At 57.7% G+C, this 16,091-nt stretch carries 15 protein-coding genes and 1 tRNA gene; 12 read left to right on the top strand and 4 right to left on the bottom strand.

The window, feature by feature from the left end:
- Positions 1-19 precede the first annotated feature (19 nt).
- On the bottom strand, positions 20-1,513 hold the full coding sequence (locus tag BUA15_RS01265) for an OmpA family protein (protein WP_072714096.1): 1,494 nt from the start codon (positions 1,511-1,513) through the stop codon (positions 20-22).
- A gap of 177 nt (positions 1,514-1,690) precedes the next feature.
- Here BUA15_RS01265 and BUA15_RS01260 point away from each other — a divergent pair, with 177 nt between their 5' ends.
- Together BUA15_RS01260 and BUA15_RS01255 are read left to right on the top strand one after the other, a co-directional pair.
- Positions 1,691-2,128 carry a MerC domain-containing protein gene (locus BUA15_RS01260; protein ID WP_072714094.1) on the top strand — a complete coding sequence of 146 codons (438 nt, stop codon included), beginning with the start codon at positions 1,691-1,693 and terminating at the stop codon, positions 2,126-2,128.
- Between the two features lie 163 nt (positions 2,129-2,291).
- Positions 2,292-3,923, top strand: coding sequence for an N-acyl-D-amino-acid deacylase family protein (locus tag BUA15_RS01255; protein ID WP_072714093.1), 1,632 nt, complete (start codon positions 2,292-2,294; stop codon positions 3,921-3,923).
- 144 nt (positions 3,924-4,067) lie between these two features.
- Here BUA15_RS01255 and BUA15_RS01250 read toward each other — a convergent pair.
- The 3 genes from BUA15_RS01250 to BUA15_RS01240 all read right to left on the bottom strand — a co-directional run bounded on the left by BUA15_RS01250 (position 4,068) and on the right by BUA15_RS01240 (position 5,707).
- Positions 4,068-4,144, bottom strand: a tRNA-Asp gene (locus BUA15_RS01250).
- A 137-nt stretch (positions 4,145-4,281) separates the two neighbouring features.
- Positions 4,282-5,022 (bottom strand): PspC domain-containing protein, encoded by a 741-nt coding sequence (locus BUA15_RS01245; protein ID WP_072714092.1) that lies wholly within the window; start codon positions 5,020-5,022, stop codon positions 4,282-4,284.
- Between the two features lie 64 nt (positions 5,023-5,086).
- Positions 5,087-5,707, bottom strand: a complete 621-nt coding sequence (locus tag BUA15_RS01240) for a 5-formyltetrahydrofolate cyclo-ligase (RefSeq protein ID WP_245771873.1) — start codon at positions 5,705-5,707, stop codon at positions 5,087-5,089.
- A gap of 16 nt (positions 5,708-5,723) precedes the next feature.
- Here BUA15_RS01240 and BUA15_RS01235 point away from each other — a divergent pair, with 16 nt between their 5' ends.
- The 10 genes from BUA15_RS01235 (at position 5,724) to BUA15_RS01190 (ending at position 16,088) form a co-directional block, all read left to right on the top strand.
- Positions 5,724-6,107, top strand: coding sequence for a carboxymuconolactone decarboxylase family protein (locus BUA15_RS01235; protein ID WP_072714091.1), 384 nt, complete (start codon positions 5,724-5,726; stop codon positions 6,105-6,107).
- A 112-nt stretch (positions 6,108-6,219) separates the two neighbouring features.
- Positions 6,220-7,572: a signal recognition particle protein gene (ffh, locus tag BUA15_RS01230; RefSeq protein ID WP_072714090.1), complete on the top strand. Its 1,353-nt coding sequence runs from the start codon at positions 6,220-6,222 to the stop codon at positions 7,570-7,572.
- Between the two features lie 51 nt (positions 7,573-7,623).
- A complete protein-coding gene (gene rpsP / locus BUA15_RS14045; RefSeq protein WP_072714089.1) occupies positions 7,624-8,253 on the top strand; it encodes a 30S ribosomal protein S16 in 630 nt (209 codons plus the stop codon).
- A gap of 38 nt (positions 8,254-8,291) precedes the next feature.
- Positions 8,292-8,831, top strand: coding sequence for a ribosome maturation factor RimM (rimM, locus tag BUA15_RS01220; protein ID WP_072714088.1), 540 nt, complete (start codon positions 8,292-8,294; stop codon positions 8,829-8,831).
- A gap of 27 nt (positions 8,832-8,858) precedes the next feature.
- Positions 8,859-9,578 (top strand): tRNA (guanosine(37)-N1)-methyltransferase TrmD, encoded by a 720-nt coding sequence (trmD, locus tag BUA15_RS01215; protein ID WP_072714087.1) that lies wholly within the window; start codon positions 8,859-8,861, stop codon positions 9,576-9,578.
- Between the two features lie 15 nt (positions 9,579-9,593).
- A complete protein-coding gene (rplS, locus tag BUA15_RS01210) occupies positions 9,594-9,968 on the top strand; it encodes a 50S ribosomal protein L19 (protein WP_072714086.1) in 375 nt (124 codons plus the stop codon).
- A 133-nt stretch (positions 9,969-10,101) separates the two neighbouring features.
- The gene (locus BUA15_RS01205; protein ID WP_072714085.1) at positions 10,102-10,938 is read left to right on the top strand and encodes an MqnA/MqnD/SBP family protein; all 837 of its coding nucleotides are present in this window, start codon (positions 10,102-10,104) and stop codon (positions 10,936-10,938) included.
- An 18-nt stretch (positions 10,939-10,956) separates the two neighbouring features.
- Positions 10,957-11,421, top strand: coding sequence for an SsrA-binding protein SmpB (smpB, locus tag BUA15_RS01200; protein ID WP_072714084.1), 465 nt, complete (start codon positions 10,957-10,959; stop codon positions 11,419-11,421).
- A 15-nt stretch (positions 11,422-11,436) separates the two neighbouring features.
- Positions 11,437-12,684 carry a tyrosine--tRNA ligase gene (gene tyrS / locus BUA15_RS01195; protein WP_072714082.1) on the top strand — a complete coding sequence of 416 codons (1,248 nt, stop codon included), beginning with the start codon at positions 11,437-11,439 and terminating at the stop codon, positions 12,682-12,684.
- Between the two features lie 461 nt (positions 12,685-13,145).
- Positions 13,146-16,088, top strand: coding sequence for a peptidase MA family metallohydrolase (locus BUA15_RS01190; protein WP_072714080.1), 2,943 nt, complete (start codon positions 13,146-13,148; stop codon positions 16,086-16,088).
- The last annotated feature ends 3 nt before the right edge of the window (positions 16,089-16,091 follow it).

Genomic DNA, 16,091 nt, shown 5'->3' with positions numbered 1-16,091 from the left:
GCGTACCGAAAGGGAGCGCCTATCGGGGCCAGCGGATGATGATGGTGTCGACGCGACGTAGCTGCCGGCATCCCGGACGGTCTTCTTCAGGATTAGGACAGGGAGGCGGCAGGGCGCCAAGGCCTCGAAAGATGAGACGTTCCGGCGCAATGCCCTGCTGTTGATAGTAGTTATATACGGCCAGGGCGCGTCGCAGCGAAAGCAGGGTATTGAAGGCTTCGCCCCCTACATAGTCTGCATAACCCACCAGTTGCACGATCAGGTCTGGACAGCTCTGCAATATCCGAACATTCTGGTCCAGCACCGCGCGCGCAGATTCATTGAGCGAGCTTTTGCCGAAGTCGAACGTAACCGACTCCAGCGCCGTGATCAAGTCGCAGGCGTTCGGTTTTACCACAATCTGCGCCTGCACGGAATCCCGTCCCAGCTCATTATCGGCGACGAGTGATACGGTATACACTCCTGTTTTATCAAAGCGATGAGTAGCCTGAGCACGTAGCGACATGGTTCCGGCTCGCAGCCCTTCTTCCAGGCGATATTGATTATCTGTGGTGAGCGTTACGTTGCCGTCGCCGAAGTTCCAGAAGTATCGTATGTGCGGTGCGCCTTCAATTTGGGCTTCAAAGGTGATCAGATTGCCTCGTCGAATCGTATCTGCGAGCGGCTGAAAGGAGACAATGCGAACGGCCCGTGGTCGCTCAACAACCTCCACAAGGTGGGTGGCGGTGCGGACAATTCCAGCCGCATTGCGCGCTTGCACCTGAATTTCATAGCGGCCGGGCAGTCGATAGCGGTGTTCAATCGTGGGGCCGGTATACTGGGTACCGTCGCCCATGAACCAGACATATGAAATGGGCCGCGTGGCCTCGTCGTCGACCCGGGCCGTAAAAATACCGTATTCGCGTCGTTGCAACTGCGCCGGGCCCTCGATAGTCAGCGTTCGAATTGGAATAGGCAACGGCTTGAGTGTGATGCGAAGGCCTGCCCCCAGAAAGCCGAGTCCATCGAAGGCTGCTCGACCGCTGCGGATGCCTTCTGCGGCTCGGTCGGGAAAAACCGCATTGGCACTGGCCTCCACGAAAAACGCTACGTTACGCGTGAGCACATAGTCAGCTCCCAGGGCAGCGTTGAGGCCAAATCCCGTCTTGTAGCCACCCAGCGTGATATGGGGACCAATGTTAAAGTAATGACTGAGCCGCCTGTAGGGAAAAACGCGCCAGCGTAGCAATCCCTGAATGATATGAAACCGGTGATAGACGCGGCTTACCTTGGGATAGTTGCCTCCTTCGTAGGCCAGACCCAGGCTTAATCCCAGGGGAAACTGATAGCCTATCTCACCCTTCAGGGCATACGGCTCGATGGCATACGTCGAGAAGTCTGTTTCACTGATCGAAGGCCCGTATCCAAAGCGCAAGAAGGGGCCGGGCGTAATCCATACGCGCTGTGCGAGGAGATCCGATGCTGTCAGTAAGAGCAGCACGCAGAAGCCGCAACGTAACCCCAGGTGTCGCATTGCTGTTTGAAGGGATGCCCCCTGGATTCTGTGATAATGGCCCGCTTTAGGATAAAAAGTATACAAAACATACGCCAAGAAAGCAGGACAGGGGTTACACTTTTTTAGAATCTTACACATCAATTCTGGCGTTTGTCGATACATGGTTTTGACTACAGGCCGGTGCACAACAAACCAATGGGGACAAAAAGGTCACTGTGGGATCGGGTGGGGATCTGGCTGTCTGGAATCTGTCTCGTTCACTGCTTGCTGCTCCCCTTAGCGTTGGTTGTAGTGCCGCTCGGGGCCCTGGTTATTACCTGGCATGAGGATGTGCATATGGTATTTGCGGCGTTGCTGGTGCCTACAACAGCTCTAGCTTTTTATCAGGGGTACCGTAAGCATCGCCAGAAACGAACGCTCTGGGGATTCGGACCCGGGCTTGCCCTTGTGCTCCTGGCCAGTTTTCCAGGCCATGAGGGGCTGGGGGTGATAGGAGGCACGCTGATTACCATGCTAGGAAGCGCGTTGCTTATCTGGGGGCACTGGCAAAACTGGCGATTGCAGGTGCGGTGCGCTCAGAATGCCTGTCTGCCCAGCGCAAAGCACGCCGCCGCAGAGCCGGCCAGCACCTGAAGCCCTGTCTGGTTTCAAGGAAGGATTTTCCGCGCTATTTCCTGCACAGAGCCGGGCCGTACTCTTCAGAGAGGACGCAGGCAGCAATTTTCCAGGTGTGCTTGACTGTGGGAAGTAAATTCAAAAAATTTCCATATCCTGGTTAACTAAACGCCTGTGAATAATGACCCGTTTGGTATGGTACAGCGGATTGGTGTGGTTACTTATCTCGCAGGCGGTTGCTCAGGAAACGATCTATTCGGTCATTCTGGAGGGAGGACAGGTGTACGACGGCACAGGGCAGCCGCCGTTTGTTGCGGATGTTGGCTTGCAGGGAGATCGCATCGCTGCGATCGGTGATCTGCGACAGGCCCGGGCAGCACTTCGGCTTGATGTGCGGGGATTGGCCGTTGCGCCGGGGTTTATTGATATCCATAGCCATGCGGTTGCTAGTCAACCAGAGCGAAGCGGGGTATTTCGGCAGCCGCTGGCGGAAAATTACATCCGGCAAGGGGTAACCACTGTGCTGGGGGGAGCAGATGGTTTTTCGCCGCTGCCTGTTGAGGTATTCCTGGCACGGTACGACGTTCTACCGGCAGCTGTGAACGTGGGGCTTTTTGTGGGACACAACAGTGTGCGACGGGCGGTAATGGGCAATGCCAATCGAGCTCCCACGCCTGAGGAGCTGGAGCAAATGAAGGCGCTGGTAGCACAAGCGATGGAAGCGGGGGCCTGGGGACTTTCGGCCGGTCTGCGGTATGTTCCGGGTGCCTATGCAGCCACTGAGGAGGTCATTGCGTTGGCTCGGGTAGCGGCGCGATATGGTGGGATCTACATTCCGCATATGCGAGATGAAGGACTGCGTGTGCTGGAAAGTCTGGAAGAAACATTTCGCATCGGTCGAGAGGGTGGCCTGCCCGTGCAGATCACTCATGCCAAAGTTAGCGGGCGTCGCATGTGGGGGAAAAGCACGGCATTTCTGGCGCGCGTGGATGCTGCCCTGCGGCAGGGGGTGGATGTGAGTATGGATCAGTATCCCTATACAGCAGGGAGCACGCAGATCGGGGTATTGTTGCCTGAATGGGCACTGGCTGGCGACTCGGCCGATGTGCTGGCACGGCTACAGGATGCAGCGACGCGCCGACGTATCCGGGAGGCCGTGATCCAGAATCTTATGGATGACCTTGGTGGTGGGGATCCGCGCCGTGTAGTGCTGGCTTTCTGTCGATGGGACACGACGCTCAACGGAAAAAGTCTCGCGCACGTGCTGCAAGAGCAGGGACGTCCGGTGACCTTTGAGGAAGCGGCTGAGCTGGTTTTAGAGATCCAGGAGCGGGGCGGTTGTCAGGGAATCTTTCATGTGATGCACGAGGAGGATGTTGTGCGTATCTTGCAGCATCCACGAACCATGATCTGTTCAGATGGGGGCATTCCCGATCCGGGCGTTGGCGTGCCCCATCCGCGCAACTACGGTGCATTTGCCCGGGTGCTGGCGCGCTACGTTCGGGAGCAGCAACTGCTCACGCCGGAGGAGGCGATCTACAAGATGAGCGGACTACCGGCCTGGCGATTAGGACTCCAGGATCGGGGCGTGCTGCGGGTAGGGGCCTATGCCGACGTGGTTGTGCTTGACCTGGCCCGCGTTCAGGATCGAGCGACCTATGAGCGACCGCATCAGTACGCGGACGGGGTGGTCCATGTGTTCGTAAATGGTCAGGCTGTGCTGCTCAACGGGCAGATAACCGGACTGCGACCCGGAAGGGCGCTGCGCAAACCCCGTTCGGTCGGGTTGCAAACTGATCCTGCTCACGAATGAAGGCGTGCCCCTTGGGAGCTGTTTGGGCAACGACAGTTTCCGACAGGCCAGGGGACCCGCACGAAGCAAAGCGAGACGTCCGCGAAACAATAACAAAAAAGCCACCTACTAGGCAGCTTTCTCAGGCGAGTCACTTAAATGAAGTGGCGGTCCGGACGGGACTCGAACCCGCGACCTCCGGCGTGACAGGCCGGCGTTCTAACCAACTGAACTACCGGACCGCTAGACACTGTGCAAACTATAACTACTGCAAACTTCCGGGCAACCCGTCCTCCTTGAAGCTTCCGTGGATTAGCGTGGTTACCCGAAGCATGACCGTACACGCCACAGCCCCTCTGAAGGTTTCAAGCGCGCCAGCTCATTCGGGCAAAATCGTGATTCGTGGCTCGTCGTCCTCTGATTTTTCAAGTTGGCTGGGTTCCGGCATGATCCAGGCCAGGATCAGGTAAACGATAATAAAAGGAAAGCCACTGGAAAAGATGGCTCCCAGCACAAAGAGCGCTCGAATTAGCGTAGGATCCCATCCAAAGTATTCTGCGATGCCTCCGCAAACGCCAGCCAGCATGCGATCGCGTGACTTGACCAGACGTTTGGTGCGGCTGGCCGGAGGAGGTGATTTCGCCCCTTTCGTTGTCGTCGAAGCACCCTTCGATGAAGAGAAGGTAGTCCGTAGCTCTTCAAACAGCTCTTCAAAGGCTTTTCGGGGCTGCTCGAACACTTCGTCCAGGGACTTCTGGGTCTGGGCCCTGGGTTTCGCTTTTTTGCGGCGGTGGGTGCGACGGCGTGGCCGCCAGGAGAGCACGCCCAGCCCCAGCAAGATGATCAGCAGCGCGGCTACCCAGGGCAGAAAGCCTACCAGAGTACTCAGGTCCACCCCTTCCCAGAGGCCTATCTGTTGCAGCACGTATACGACGCCGACGAGCAGAAACGCCAGGCCCGCAACTGTGGGCAGGTTCCATACCGAATCGCGGCGAGAAGTACTCCCTTCTTCTCCAAATAGCAGTTGCTCCAGTTCGGCATCAGAAAGCTGCTCCAGCTCGAGGGCGTCCGCTTCTTCTGATTCCAGCCGTAGCGATTGCGTGCGGGTACGGGTGGCCATATGGGGTATTGTTAGGTGCTGAGGAACTCCCTTCTTTGCGCCTTACGCATAGCTTCATGATAAGTTACGACCGGCGAATCACCTCCTGTTCCGTTACCACTACCTGTACCGGTACATCGTGTGGTTCGGGCGGTACCACGTCGACCAGGCACTCCATGTAAACCGGGCAGATGGTGCGGGCCGTCAGATGGCGGAGAAATGTATCATAATAGCCCTTGCCATAGCCAATGCGGTATCCATTGCGTCCCACACCCAGAGCGGGTACCAGGACGACGTCAAGCGTTTCCGGGGGAACGAGAGGGGCCATGCGGGGTTCTTGCAGGCCCCAGGGTCCATCTACAAGCTGGCTGGGATCGTCGAAGCGTCGAGCCTCAAGCACGGGGGGATGGGTGCCGGCAACAACAGGTAGCGCTACCTGCACGTTGCGCCGGCGAAGCCACTCGGCCAGCGGTCGCAGGTCAATTTCGCGTCGCTCCAGCAGCGGCCAGTAAAGCAATACGGAACGAGCTTGTTGGAGCTCCGGCAGCGCCTGAAGTTGCCGTACGATAGCCCGGCTTCGCTTTTGATGGGCTTCGCGGCTCAGGCTGGCCCGAAATTCCCGAAACTGCTTCCGGAGTGTTTCTTTAATCTGAACCGGTAAGGTGTCCAGCGACATAGTCAGGCGCGCTGCATGGTCGTTAAACATAAAAAACGATTAACATATGGAAAAAGCAAAAGATACGACTAGCTGTGATCGGCTGGCTGCCTTTGAGTCCTATCGCGCTCGTATGAACCAGCGCATTTTAGCAGCCGACCATCTGGGCATTAAACGGTTCTTTCATCTGGATGAAACAGCCTATTGCGACGGCGCCCTGGATCGCAAGACCAAAGAACTGCTCGGGCTGGTGGCCTCTATGGTGTTGCGCTGCAATGATTGCATCGACTATCACCTGATTAACTGCGTACGGTTAGGCTTTTCGGATGAAGAACTATTTGACGCCATGAATGTGGCGCTGATCGTGGGAGGATCTATTGTGATTCCGCATTTGCGACATGCTGTGGAGACGCTCGACTTGCTGCGCACCCGTGAAAATCCGACGGAATAACCAGAGGCGGTTGGTTTGGGGCATGATCAGGTGATCCTGCGTAACGTTTACGCGTTGTATTTCGAACGTGAAAACGCTATCTTCTCGCTTCTGTAAGTAGGCGAGACAGGCTATGTTCGAAAGTCTTACGGAAAAATTAGAAGCTGCCCTCAAGTCCCTCTCGGGGCAGGGACGCATCACGGAGCTGAATATTGCCGGAACAATGCGCGAGATCCGGCGGGCCCTGCTCGAGGCGGACGTCAATTACCAGGTAGCGCGGGAGTTCACCGAGCGGGTTAAAGAAAAGGCGCTCGGGACCAAGGTGCTGACGTCGGTTTCGCCAGGGCAGCAGCTTGTCAAGATTGTCTATGACGAGCTGGTGCGGCTGTTGGGCTCGGAACAGGTCGACATCAACCTGAGCCCCAATCCGCCCACCGTGATTCTGGTGGCTGGACTTCAGGGATCCGGGAAGACTACGTTCTGCGCCAAGCTGGCGCTTTTCTTCAAAAAGAAAGGCCGGGCGCCGCTGCTGGCAGCAGCTGATGTGTATCGGCCTGCAGCAGTTGACCAGCTCAAGACGCTGGCGGCATCAATCAACGTGCCCGCTTACTCAATTGAAGAGGATGGGCGGGTAGTGCAGGATGCCGTGCGGGTGGCGCGTGAGGCCGTGCAGGAGGCGCGTCGCACCGCGCGCGACATTGTGATCATTGACACGGCTGGCCGCCTGCACATCGACGAGGCGATGATGCGGGAGGTGGAACAGATCAAAGAGGCCGTGCGGCCCCACGAGATCCTCTTTGTGGTAGATAGCATGACAGGGCAGGATGCCGTCAACACGGCCAAGGCGTTTAACGAACGCCTGGATTTCGACGGGGTCGTGCTGACCAAACTGGACGGTGACACGCGAGGGGGGGCAGCCCTTTCCATCCGTTCAGTGGTCAATAAACCGATCAAGTTTGCCTCCACCGGTGAGAAATTGGATGCGCTGACGCCCTTTTATCCAGATCGCATGGCCCAGCGCATCCTGGGCATGGGTGATGTGGTTTCGCTGGTCGAACGGGCTCAGGAGCAGTACGACGCCCGCCAGGCTGAGAAATTGCGTCGCAAGCTGCGCTCGGCCGACTTTAACCTGGAAGACTTCTACGAGCAGTTGCAGCGCATTAAGAAGATGGGCTCGCTGCGCGAGCTCATCGGGATGATTCCGGGGATGGGGCGTTATATCAAAGACCTGGATGTGGATGACGATGCGTTTAAACATATTGAGGCAATGATTCTGTCCATGACGCCGGAGGAGCGTCGCAATCCAGACATTATTGACGCGAGCCGGCGTCGCCGGATCGCCCGGGGAAGTGGGATGGAGGTGAGTGATGTCAATCAGTTGCTTCGGCAGTTCAAGGAAATGCGGAAAATGATGAAGTCGATGTCTAAACTGATGGGCAAAGGCCGGGCGGTCGATTTGCGTCAACTGCTGAGTGGAAGACTGTAACCACCGTTTTGCGATAACCTCACTGAACGAACCAAGGAGCGATTACGGCCTATGGCGGTCAGAATACGTTTGCGTCGACTGGGTCGGAGAAACCTTCCGATTTTTGCCATTGTGGCGGCTGATGCACGGGCGCCACGAGATGGACGTTTCATTGAAGATCTTGGACGCTATTATCCGCTGCACGAACCGGCTACGGTCGAGCTGAAGGCTGACCGGGTGCTCTACTGGCTGGAACGGGGCGCGCAGCCAACCGAAACGGTGCGCAGCATCTTGCGGCGTGAGGGGATCCTGCTGGCGTTGCATCTGCGCCGCAAGGGAAAGTCGGAGGAAGAGATCCAGCAGGCGGTAGCCGAGCACCGCGCGCGCCAGTACGAAAAGCTGCGCAAAAAAGCAAAGCCGACCGTAGCCCAGCTAAAGCAGGCCGCGCTGGAAGAAGAGCGGCGGCGCGTTGCTGAGCTAGAGGCTGAACTGGCCCGGAAGCAGGCTGAAGCGGAAGCAAAAGCCCGCGAGGAGGCCGAGCGCAAGGCGCAGGAGGAAGCCGCTGAAGCGGCTGCCGACGCCGAAACAGAAGCACCTGAGGCCGCCGCAGAGACAGCGACCCCTGAAGGGGGAGAAGCAGCCGTAGCGTCTGAGCCAGAAGCTTCGGCGGAGGCTGACGACCAGGAGGAGAAGGCCTCCTGAAGGCGCGCGTTCGATGATCGTCGGTGCAGGGGAACGCCATGCAGAGGGTCGATCCGGACGAGCTGCTATTGATGGGCTATGTAGCCCGAGCGCACGGGGTCCGGGGGGCCTTCAAGGTAGTCCCCGAAACGGACGATCCCAGGCGCTTTGAAGCGTTGGAGACTATCTACGTAGGACGATCACCGGAGTCGGTCCGACCGGTGCGCCTGCGGCGCGTGCAGTACCAGCCTACGCGGCGAGGCCTGATCGTGCTGTTGCAGGTAGAAGAAATCACGGACCGAGATGCGGCCCAGGCGCTCCGGGGCCTTCGGGTATATGCCCGGCAGTCCGACCTGCCCCCGCTGGCCGAAGGTGAATTCTTCCTGCACGATCTGGTGGGGTTACGGGTAGAGACCGAGGCGGGGGAGCTTGTCGGGACCGTAGTCGAAGTGCTGGAAATGCCCGCCCACTTGATCTATGTGGTGGGTCGTCCGGGACGTCCTCATGCAATGGTGCCGGATGTTGACGTCTTTGTGCGAGAGCTGGACCTTGAAGGCCGACGGCTCGTTATACGCCCAATCGAAGGGCTGTTGGATTGAGGGGAAGGCAAACCATCGGGTAGAACCGTGCGCATTGACATTGTGACGGCGTTTCCCGATCTGGTCCGGGGACCGCTGGAATACAGCATTATCCGGCGGGCGCGTGAGCGCGGACAGGTAGACATTCGCGTTCATGACCTGCGCGACTATACCACGGACCGGCATCGGCAGATAGATGACTATCCCTATGGAGGCGGCGGAGGCATGGTGCTCAAGCCCGAGCCCATCTTCCGTTGCATTGAAGCGATCCAGGAAGAAGCGCGCCGCGCAGGGCGTCCGATTGATGAGGTCATCTATCTGACGCCAGATGGCCAGGTATTCAATCAGGAGCTGGCCAATCGGTTGTCCCTCTGCCAGCACCTGGTGCTGCTGGCAGGCCACTACAAAGGGGTAGATCAGCGGGTGCGCGATGCTCTGGTAACGATGGAGTTGTCCATCGGGGATTATGTGTTGAGTGGAGGAGAGTTGCCGGCGTTGGTTGTGGTGGACGCTATTGTGCGCCTGATTCCAGGCGTGCTGGGTGATGCCGAATCGGCGCTCACCGACTCCTTCCAGGATGGATTGCTAGACGCACCCGTCTACACGCGGCCCGCCGTTTTTCGTGGCATGGCGGTGCCTGAGGTGTTGCGCTCAGGCGATCATGAACGAATCGCTGCCTGGCGCGAGGAACAACGCTTGTTGAAGACGCGTCAGCGGCGCCCGGATTTGCTTGCGCAGACTGAATCGTCAATGACCCACGACGAATAAAACGGAGGATTTGTTATGTCGGATGCGTTGATTCGTCTGGTTGAGGCCACCCAACTTCGGGAGGATATCCCGGAGTTTGGGCCCGGCGATACCGTCAACGTGCATGTGCGGGTAGTGGAGGGAGATAAGGAGCGCATTCAGCAGTTCAAAGGCGTGGTTATCTCGATCCGAGGGAGTGGCGCTCGAAAGACCTTCACGGTGCGGAAGGTTTCTAACGGGGTGGGCGTGGAGCGTATCTTCCCGCTCTACTCACCTAAGATCGCCAAGATCGAGGTGCTGCGCCGGGGGCATGTGCGTCGCGCGAAGCTCTATTACTTGCGCCAGCGCTCCGGAAAGTCGGCCCGCATTAAGGAGAAACGCTACGTTGCCCCTGAAGAAGGGCAGGGGTAAAACGATGGAGCCCGGCCTCTCAGCGGGCGTTTAACACGTACGCAACTAGGCATGCCAGACCGCCGACCGGAGCTCCGGGCCGGCGGTTTTTGTTGGCATGGAAATAAAACGTTTCACGGAGGAGGGGAACGCTATGGTGCGTTTGGCTATCTGGGATACCTTGCCTGCTGAATTTTTTGTTTCGGGACTGACAGCAGGTACCGTGCAGTTGCCGGTACCGCTCGAAGTGGAGCGGTGCGCGGCACCTGAGGCGCTGGAACGCCTGCTGGGAGGAGATGTCGATGTGGCGCTGGTCCCTACGCTCGACGTGCTGTTGCACAACGAGGAGGTTGACGCATTGCCCGCCGTTGCCCTTTCTTCCTGGAAACATCCGTATGCGCGCATTGTGTTGCGTCAGGGCTTTACGCAGGTCGGCTCGCTGGCGCTAGATCCTCGCTATGCGCAGGAGGCGTTTGTCGCGCAGGTGGTGCTTCAGGAGCACTATGGCCAGACGCCGCAGCCTGTGGCCTACGAAGGCGCTACGCGGGATGAACTGCTGAGCGGTGACGAGGACGCCTGCTTGCTTATCGGCAACGACGTACCTACCCTGCAAACCGGCACGTTGACGCTCGACCTGGGCCAGGAATGGTACGAACTGGCCAACTATCCAATGGTCTGGGGCCTGTTTGCGGTGCGCAAGGGCGAGGGCAACCCGGTGCTGGTCAAAACCCTGCGCCGACTGGCACGAGCAGCCGAAGCGCAACGGGAGGTGTGGACCCACACCCGTGAAATGAGTCCAGAACTGCATGCCTATTTTCTGGAAAACCTGCGCCTCCGGTTTGATGATCTGGTTATGGCCAGCCTGACAGAATTCCGGGAATACCTCTTCTATTTTCAGATTACTGACGAAGTCCCGGATTTGCCGCTGTATACTATCCCGGAAGATGAAGAAGACGAGGAAGAGGACGAAGACGAAGTACCCTTGCTCTGAACCCGACCCATTCCCGGCATGGCGGACAACATCAAGATTGTTGCAACCAACCGAAAAGCCCGCCACGAGTATCATATTGAAGATACACTGGAAGCAGGCCTGGTGCTGAAAGGAACCGAGGTCAAGTCGCTCCGGGAAGGGCGGGTGAATCTGCAAGATGCGTACTGCACGGTTGAGCGCGGTGAGATGTACCTGCTAAACTGCCACATCTCGCCGTACCGCAACACAGGGCCCCACGACAATCATGATCCTCTTCGCCCCCGTAAGCTCCTCATGCACAAACGTGAAATCGAACGCTGGGGGCAGGCCGCACAGCGAAAAGGCTACACAATCATTCCGCTAAAAATCTATTTCAAAAACGGCCGGGCTAAAGTGGAAATTGGACTGGCGCGCGGAAAGAAACTCTATGACCGCCGCGCAGATATTGCCGAACGCGAAGCCCGGCGTCGTCTGGAACGGGTGCTCAAAAGCCGCCGTGGATAAAACGCCGAACGTCCTATGCCGCCGTTTCCACCTGTGGAAGAGCAGCTCCGGCAAATTCGCCGCGGAGCCGTTGAAATCATTCCCGAGGAGGAACTTGTGCAAAAACTAGAGCGCTCCTATCGCACAGGGAAGCCGCTCGTGGTAAAGCTGGGATGTGATCCCAGCCGGCCCGATCTGCACCTGGGACACGCCGTCGTGCTGCGCAAACTCCGGCAGTTCCAGGATCTGGGCCATCAAGCTGTGCTGATCATCGGGGACTTTACGGCCATGATTGGCGACCCGACGGGGCGCTCCAAAACGCGTCCGGCCCTCACGCTTGAGGAAACGCGCGCCAACGGCCGCACCTATTTCGAACAGGCCTCTAAAATCCTTGATCCAGATCGCACCATCATCCGCTATAACTCAGAATGGCTCGGTACGATGACGTTTCGGGAGGTCATCGAACTGGCGGCCAGGTATACTGTGGCGCGCATGCTGGAACGCGACGACTTTGAACAGCGCTACCGAGCCGGAGAGCCCATTGGTATCCATGAGTTTCTGTACCCGCTGGCGCAGGCCATGGATTCAGTGGAAATTCAGGCGGATATTGAGCTAGGAGGGACAGACCAGCGCTTTAACCTGCTGGTGGGGCGCGACATCCAGCAGGCCTACGGGCAGGAACCTCAGGTATGCCTGCTCATGCCCATTCTGGAAGGGACCGACGGGGTCGAGAAGATGTCCAAATCGCTGGGCAACTACATCGGGATTACCGAACCGCCTGAAGAAATGTATGGCAAGGTGCTCTCGATCCCGGATCACTTAATCTATCGCTATTTTGAGCTGGCCACGGATGTCCCAACCGAAGAATTGCCGGCTAAAAAGGAATTTGCCGCGCGTGACCCGCGCAATGCCAAGCATGAACTGGCCTGGACCATCGTGCGCATGTACCACGGAGCGCAGGCTGCTGACCGGGCCCGGGCACACTTCGAGCGGACGATCATCCGGGGCGAAGCGCCTGAAGACCTGCCTCCGTTCCGACCTACGCCGGACGAGGGCACGCGCATTACGCTACCTGGCCTGATTGTGCAGGCTGGTCTGGCTTCGTCTAAAAGTGAAGCCCGACGGTTAATCCGTCAGAACGCTGTATCGATTGATGGTAAACGCGTGACGGACGAGCAGTTGGTGATTGATCTGGCGCAACGTGCTCCCTTTGTGTTAAAAGTGGGCAAACGGCGCTTTGCCCGGATCGTCTGGGACGAAGACAAAGCGCAACAGCCAGCTTAAGGCAGGAATCTTGGACCGCCCGCGATTGCTGTTCCTGAGCAGCAATGCGGCACCATCGGTTACATGGGTTTTGTACTCAAACGTTGGGGCTACTGTCCAATGTGCACGTAATATCTGCCGCTTTGCGTCCTCGCTGGGAGGGGATGAAGTGCTTCCCGCAAAGACGCTTGCTACCCGGCAGTTCGCTGACCTGGTAAAGGTCCCTTCAGTTGCTTTGCAACAACTCCCTATAAGGGAATCCGCAACTTTTTTCGATCTGGGGAGCAACATGCCATCCTTAAACAGGACCGCCAGGTCCTGCTAATACTAAGGAGGTGAGAAGAGGCATTTGAAACATCTGAATACTGGCGTTTTCGCCTTTCAAAAGCAGACCTTCAGGGTGGAACGGGCGCTTCGGGTTGGCGTAGCCTGTGAATAGACGGTGAATACGGTTTCGGTAACCTTATCCGCCATTCTGTGCGATGCGTGCCCTTTTGCTGGGGCTGTGGATGCTGATGGCGCCGGTAGCACGGGCGCAGTTCTATGAGGCGCATTTCGGCAAAAACAAAATTCAGTATGAGCGTTTCGACTGGCACGTCTTAGAAACCGAGCACTTTGACATCTACTACTACCCTGAAATGCAGACGCTGGCTGAGCATGGCGCATACTTCGCGGAAGAAGCTTATCGCGCGCTCCAGCAGCGTTTTAACTATGCATTGCCGAAGCGCACGCCCATTATCTTCTATGCGGCGCCCTACCATTTCCAGCAGACCAACACAACGCCAGGCTTTATTCCAGAAGGGGTGGGCGGTTTTTTTGAACTGATCAAAGGGCGCGTTGTCATTCCAGCTAGTGGCAATCTGTATCGCTTCCGACGTGTAATCTGGCATGAACTCGTTCATGTATTTACATTCCATCGCGCGTTGCAGGCACTTCGAGATCATCGGATTCCGCCCGATCGTTACCTGCCCCTCTGGTTTACGGAAGGACTGGCTGAATACTGGTCGGGGCCACCGGACGATCAACATGAAATGATCTTGCGCGATGCACTTTATGCCAATTACCTGGTGCCCCTGGAAAACATGTATCGCATCTATGGCACCTTTCTTATGTACAAAGAAGGAGAGGCGTTCTGCCATTTTGTGGCTGAAACATATGGTGAAGAAAAGCTACTGGAGCTCATCGAGCAGTTCTGGATAGACCGCGACTTTCGGCGTGTACTGGAGCATGTACTGGGTGAGGATTTCTATGCCATCTCGGATCGATGGGAACGCTGGTTGAAGCGCCGCTATCTGTCGGCATTGCCGAGCCAGACGCTGCCTTCCCTGGATTCTGAAGCGATTGTAGCAACGGGATTCAGCACAAAACCCGTTGTTTATCGACGCCGTAACGGGCAGCGATGGGTCTACTATCTGGGCAACGAAGGCGCCTACACCCATCTGTACGCCGTTCCGGTTGACGCGGCCTATCGACCCAGTGGAGACCCGAAGCTGCTGATTCGCATAGGCCGAAGCGAACGTTTCGAGTCGATAAGCCTGCTCGAAGACCGCATGGACGTGTCAGCCAAGGGCGTGCTGGCTTTTACCACGCGCAGCGGAGGGGAAGACGTGCTGCACCTGTACGACCTGGAGCGGGAAAAATTGGTAACTACCTACCGGCTGCCTCACCTGGTAGCTCTCTACAGTCCCACATGGAATCCAGACGGCACTCGCCTGGCGTTCAGCGCCATTGATGAGGGAGGATGGATTGATCTCTATGTGCTGGAGCTAGCAACCGGTCAGCTCGAACGGCTCACGCGTGATCTCTATGATGACCGGGATCCGGCCTGGAGTCCGGATGGCCGTTACCTGGTCTTTGCCTCAGACCGTACTGCCTGGGGCGACCGCTACGGCATGAATCTCTTTCTTTATGACTTTGATACAGGGCAGATTCGCCAGCTTACTGACGGATGGCGACGCGACCGAGAGCCGCGGTGGAGTCCGGATGGACATTATGTCGTGTTTGCCAGCACGGTCAGGGAAGACAACGGTCGCTTTGGGCCGCGGAATATCTGGGCCGTGGAGGTGACGCCAGGTCTGCCTGATCGACCGGTGGCAACGACACATCCTCACGCAGCGCTGAATCCAGCTCATCCACCGGTGCGCCGTCTCTATCAACTGACAAACCTGGCCACGGCCGCTTTCGATCCGGTCTGGACACCCGAGGGCACGCTGCTTTTCAGCGCGTTCGAACATTACCGGTTCACGATCCGGCAAATACCAAAGGTAGCAGATCGGCTGGCTCGTCCCTATCGGCAAACAACCGTAATGCTGCTCGGCAGTCAGCCCGCCTGGAAGCCGGGATACCTTTCCGCTGAAAACGGCGCGCGCCGAAAGCCCTACCGTCGCCGCTATAGCCTGGACCTGGCCTACGGGGGTATCAGCATTAGCCAGAGTGCACTCTGGGGCACAGCCGGAGGTGCTGCTCTGGCCTTTTCAGATCTATTGGGCGATGACCGCTGGTACGTCACTATCTTTCATACCGGAAGGGGCAGTGGGGCGTTGCTCAAAGGGTTAAATGTGGCGGTTTCCCGTGTGCAGCTCCACCGTCGCACGGACGTCGGCTATGGCCTCTATCGCTTTGCCGGGCTGCGCTTTGATCTGACCGACCCAGACGCGCCCGCCGAATATCCATTGCTCTGGGAAGAGCTGGTGGGTGCGTATGGGGCCCTGAGTTATCCGATTTCGACCTTCCGACGCATCGAATTAAGCACAGCGCTGGCCTGGAGTGATAAACGCGTAGCCTTGCGGGGAATTCAACGGCAAGCGCTGCTGCTGTCAAACGCATTGGCCTTGGTGCACGACGACGCTCTCTACGGTGCGAATGGCCCTGTGGAAGGCTGGCGGGCCAATCTGACGCTGGGCTACACGACAGACCTCCGTTACGCTAACGTTAGCTACTACACGCTGAGCCTGGACGTACGTCATTATCTGCGACTGACCCGCAGCGTTACCCTGGCATCCTGGGGACTGCTTCGCTTCAACGAAGGGCGCGAAGCTCGGCTGTGGTTTCTGGGAGGAAGCTGGGACCTGCGCGGCTTTCCTCTGTTTGATGTGCGCGGCCGCAAGCTCTGGTTTACATCACATGAGCTGCGTTTTCCAATTCTGGAAGCCCCGTCGTTCTACATTCCGTTGCTGGCGCCCTTCGGCATTGTTAATCTACGGGGCGCGTTGTTTTTCGATGCGGCCCACGTGTGGAACGACCGCTACGATCGCCGGGAGCCGCAACTTTACACAGGGGAGACGCTCGGGGCTATAGGAGTGGGCTTCCGGTTGAATCTGTTCGGCGGGTTGGTGCTGCGCTACGATATGGGCTATCGGTATCGCGACGGATTCCGAAAGCGCGAGCGTGCGTTTCGCCAGTTTTTCTTCGGATGGGATTTTTAAGAC

The organism is Rhodothermus profundi (genome assembly GCF_900142415.1).
Classification (GTDB): domain Bacteria; phylum Bacteroidota; class Rhodothermia; order Rhodothermales; family Rhodothermaceae; genus Rhodothermus; species Rhodothermus profundi.
This window is presented reverse-complemented; position numbering and strand designations above follow the sequence as displayed.

Excerpts from the sequence above, each read along its gene's own strand:
- BUA15_RS01245 (WP_072714092.1), bottom strand. The coding sequence starts at position 5,022 with ATGGCCACCCGTACCCGCACGCAATCGCTACGGCTGGAATCAGAAGAA.
- rplS (WP_072714086.1), top strand. The coding sequence starts at position 9,594 with ATGTCGGATGCGTTGATTCGTCTGGTTGAGGCCACCCAACTTCGGGAG.
- BUA15_RS01260 (WP_072714094.1), top strand. The coding sequence starts at position 1,691 with ATGGGGACAAAAAGGTCACTGTGGGATCGGGTGGGGATCTGGCTGTCT.
- BUA15_RS01255 (WP_072714093.1), top strand. The coding sequence starts at position 2,292 with ATGACCCGTTTGGTATGGTACAGCGGATTGGTGTGGTTACTTATCTCG.
- rimM (WP_072714088.1), top strand. The coding sequence starts at position 8,292 with ATGCAGAGGGTCGATCCGGACGAGCTGCTATTGATGGGCTATGTAGCC.
- BUA15_RS01240 (WP_245771873.1), bottom strand. The coding sequence starts at position 5,707 with ATGTTTAACGACCATGCAGCGCGCCTGACTATGTCGCTGGACACCTTA.
- BUA15_RS01205 (WP_072714085.1), top strand. The coding sequence starts at position 10,102 with ATGGTGCGTTTGGCTATCTGGGATACCTTGCCTGCTGAATTTTTTGTT.
- ffh (WP_072714090.1), top strand. The coding sequence starts at position 6,220 with ATGTTCGAAAGTCTTACGGAAAAATTAGAAGCTGCCCTCAAGTCCCTC.
- BUA15_RS01190 (WP_072714080.1), top strand. The coding sequence starts at position 13,146 with ATGCGTGCCCTTTTGCTGGGGCTGTGGATGCTGATGGCGCCGGTAGCA.
- smpB (WP_072714084.1), top strand. The coding sequence starts at position 10,957 with ATGGCGGACAACATCAAGATTGTTGCAACCAACCGAAAAGCCCGCCAC.
- BUA15_RS01265 (WP_072714096.1), bottom strand. The coding sequence starts at position 1,513 with ATGCGACACCTGGGGTTACGTTGCGGCTTCTGCGTGCTGCTCTTACTG.
- BUA15_RS01235 (WP_072714091.1), top strand. The coding sequence starts at position 5,724 with ATGGAAAAAGCAAAAGATACGACTAGCTGTGATCGGCTGGCTGCCTTT.
- rpsP (WP_072714089.1), top strand. The coding sequence starts at position 7,624 with ATGGCGGTCAGAATACGTTTGCGTCGACTGGGTCGGAGAAACCTTCCG.
- tyrS (WP_072714082.1), top strand. The coding sequence starts at position 11,437 with ATGCCGCCGTTTCCACCTGTGGAAGAGCAGCTCCGGCAAATTCGCCGC.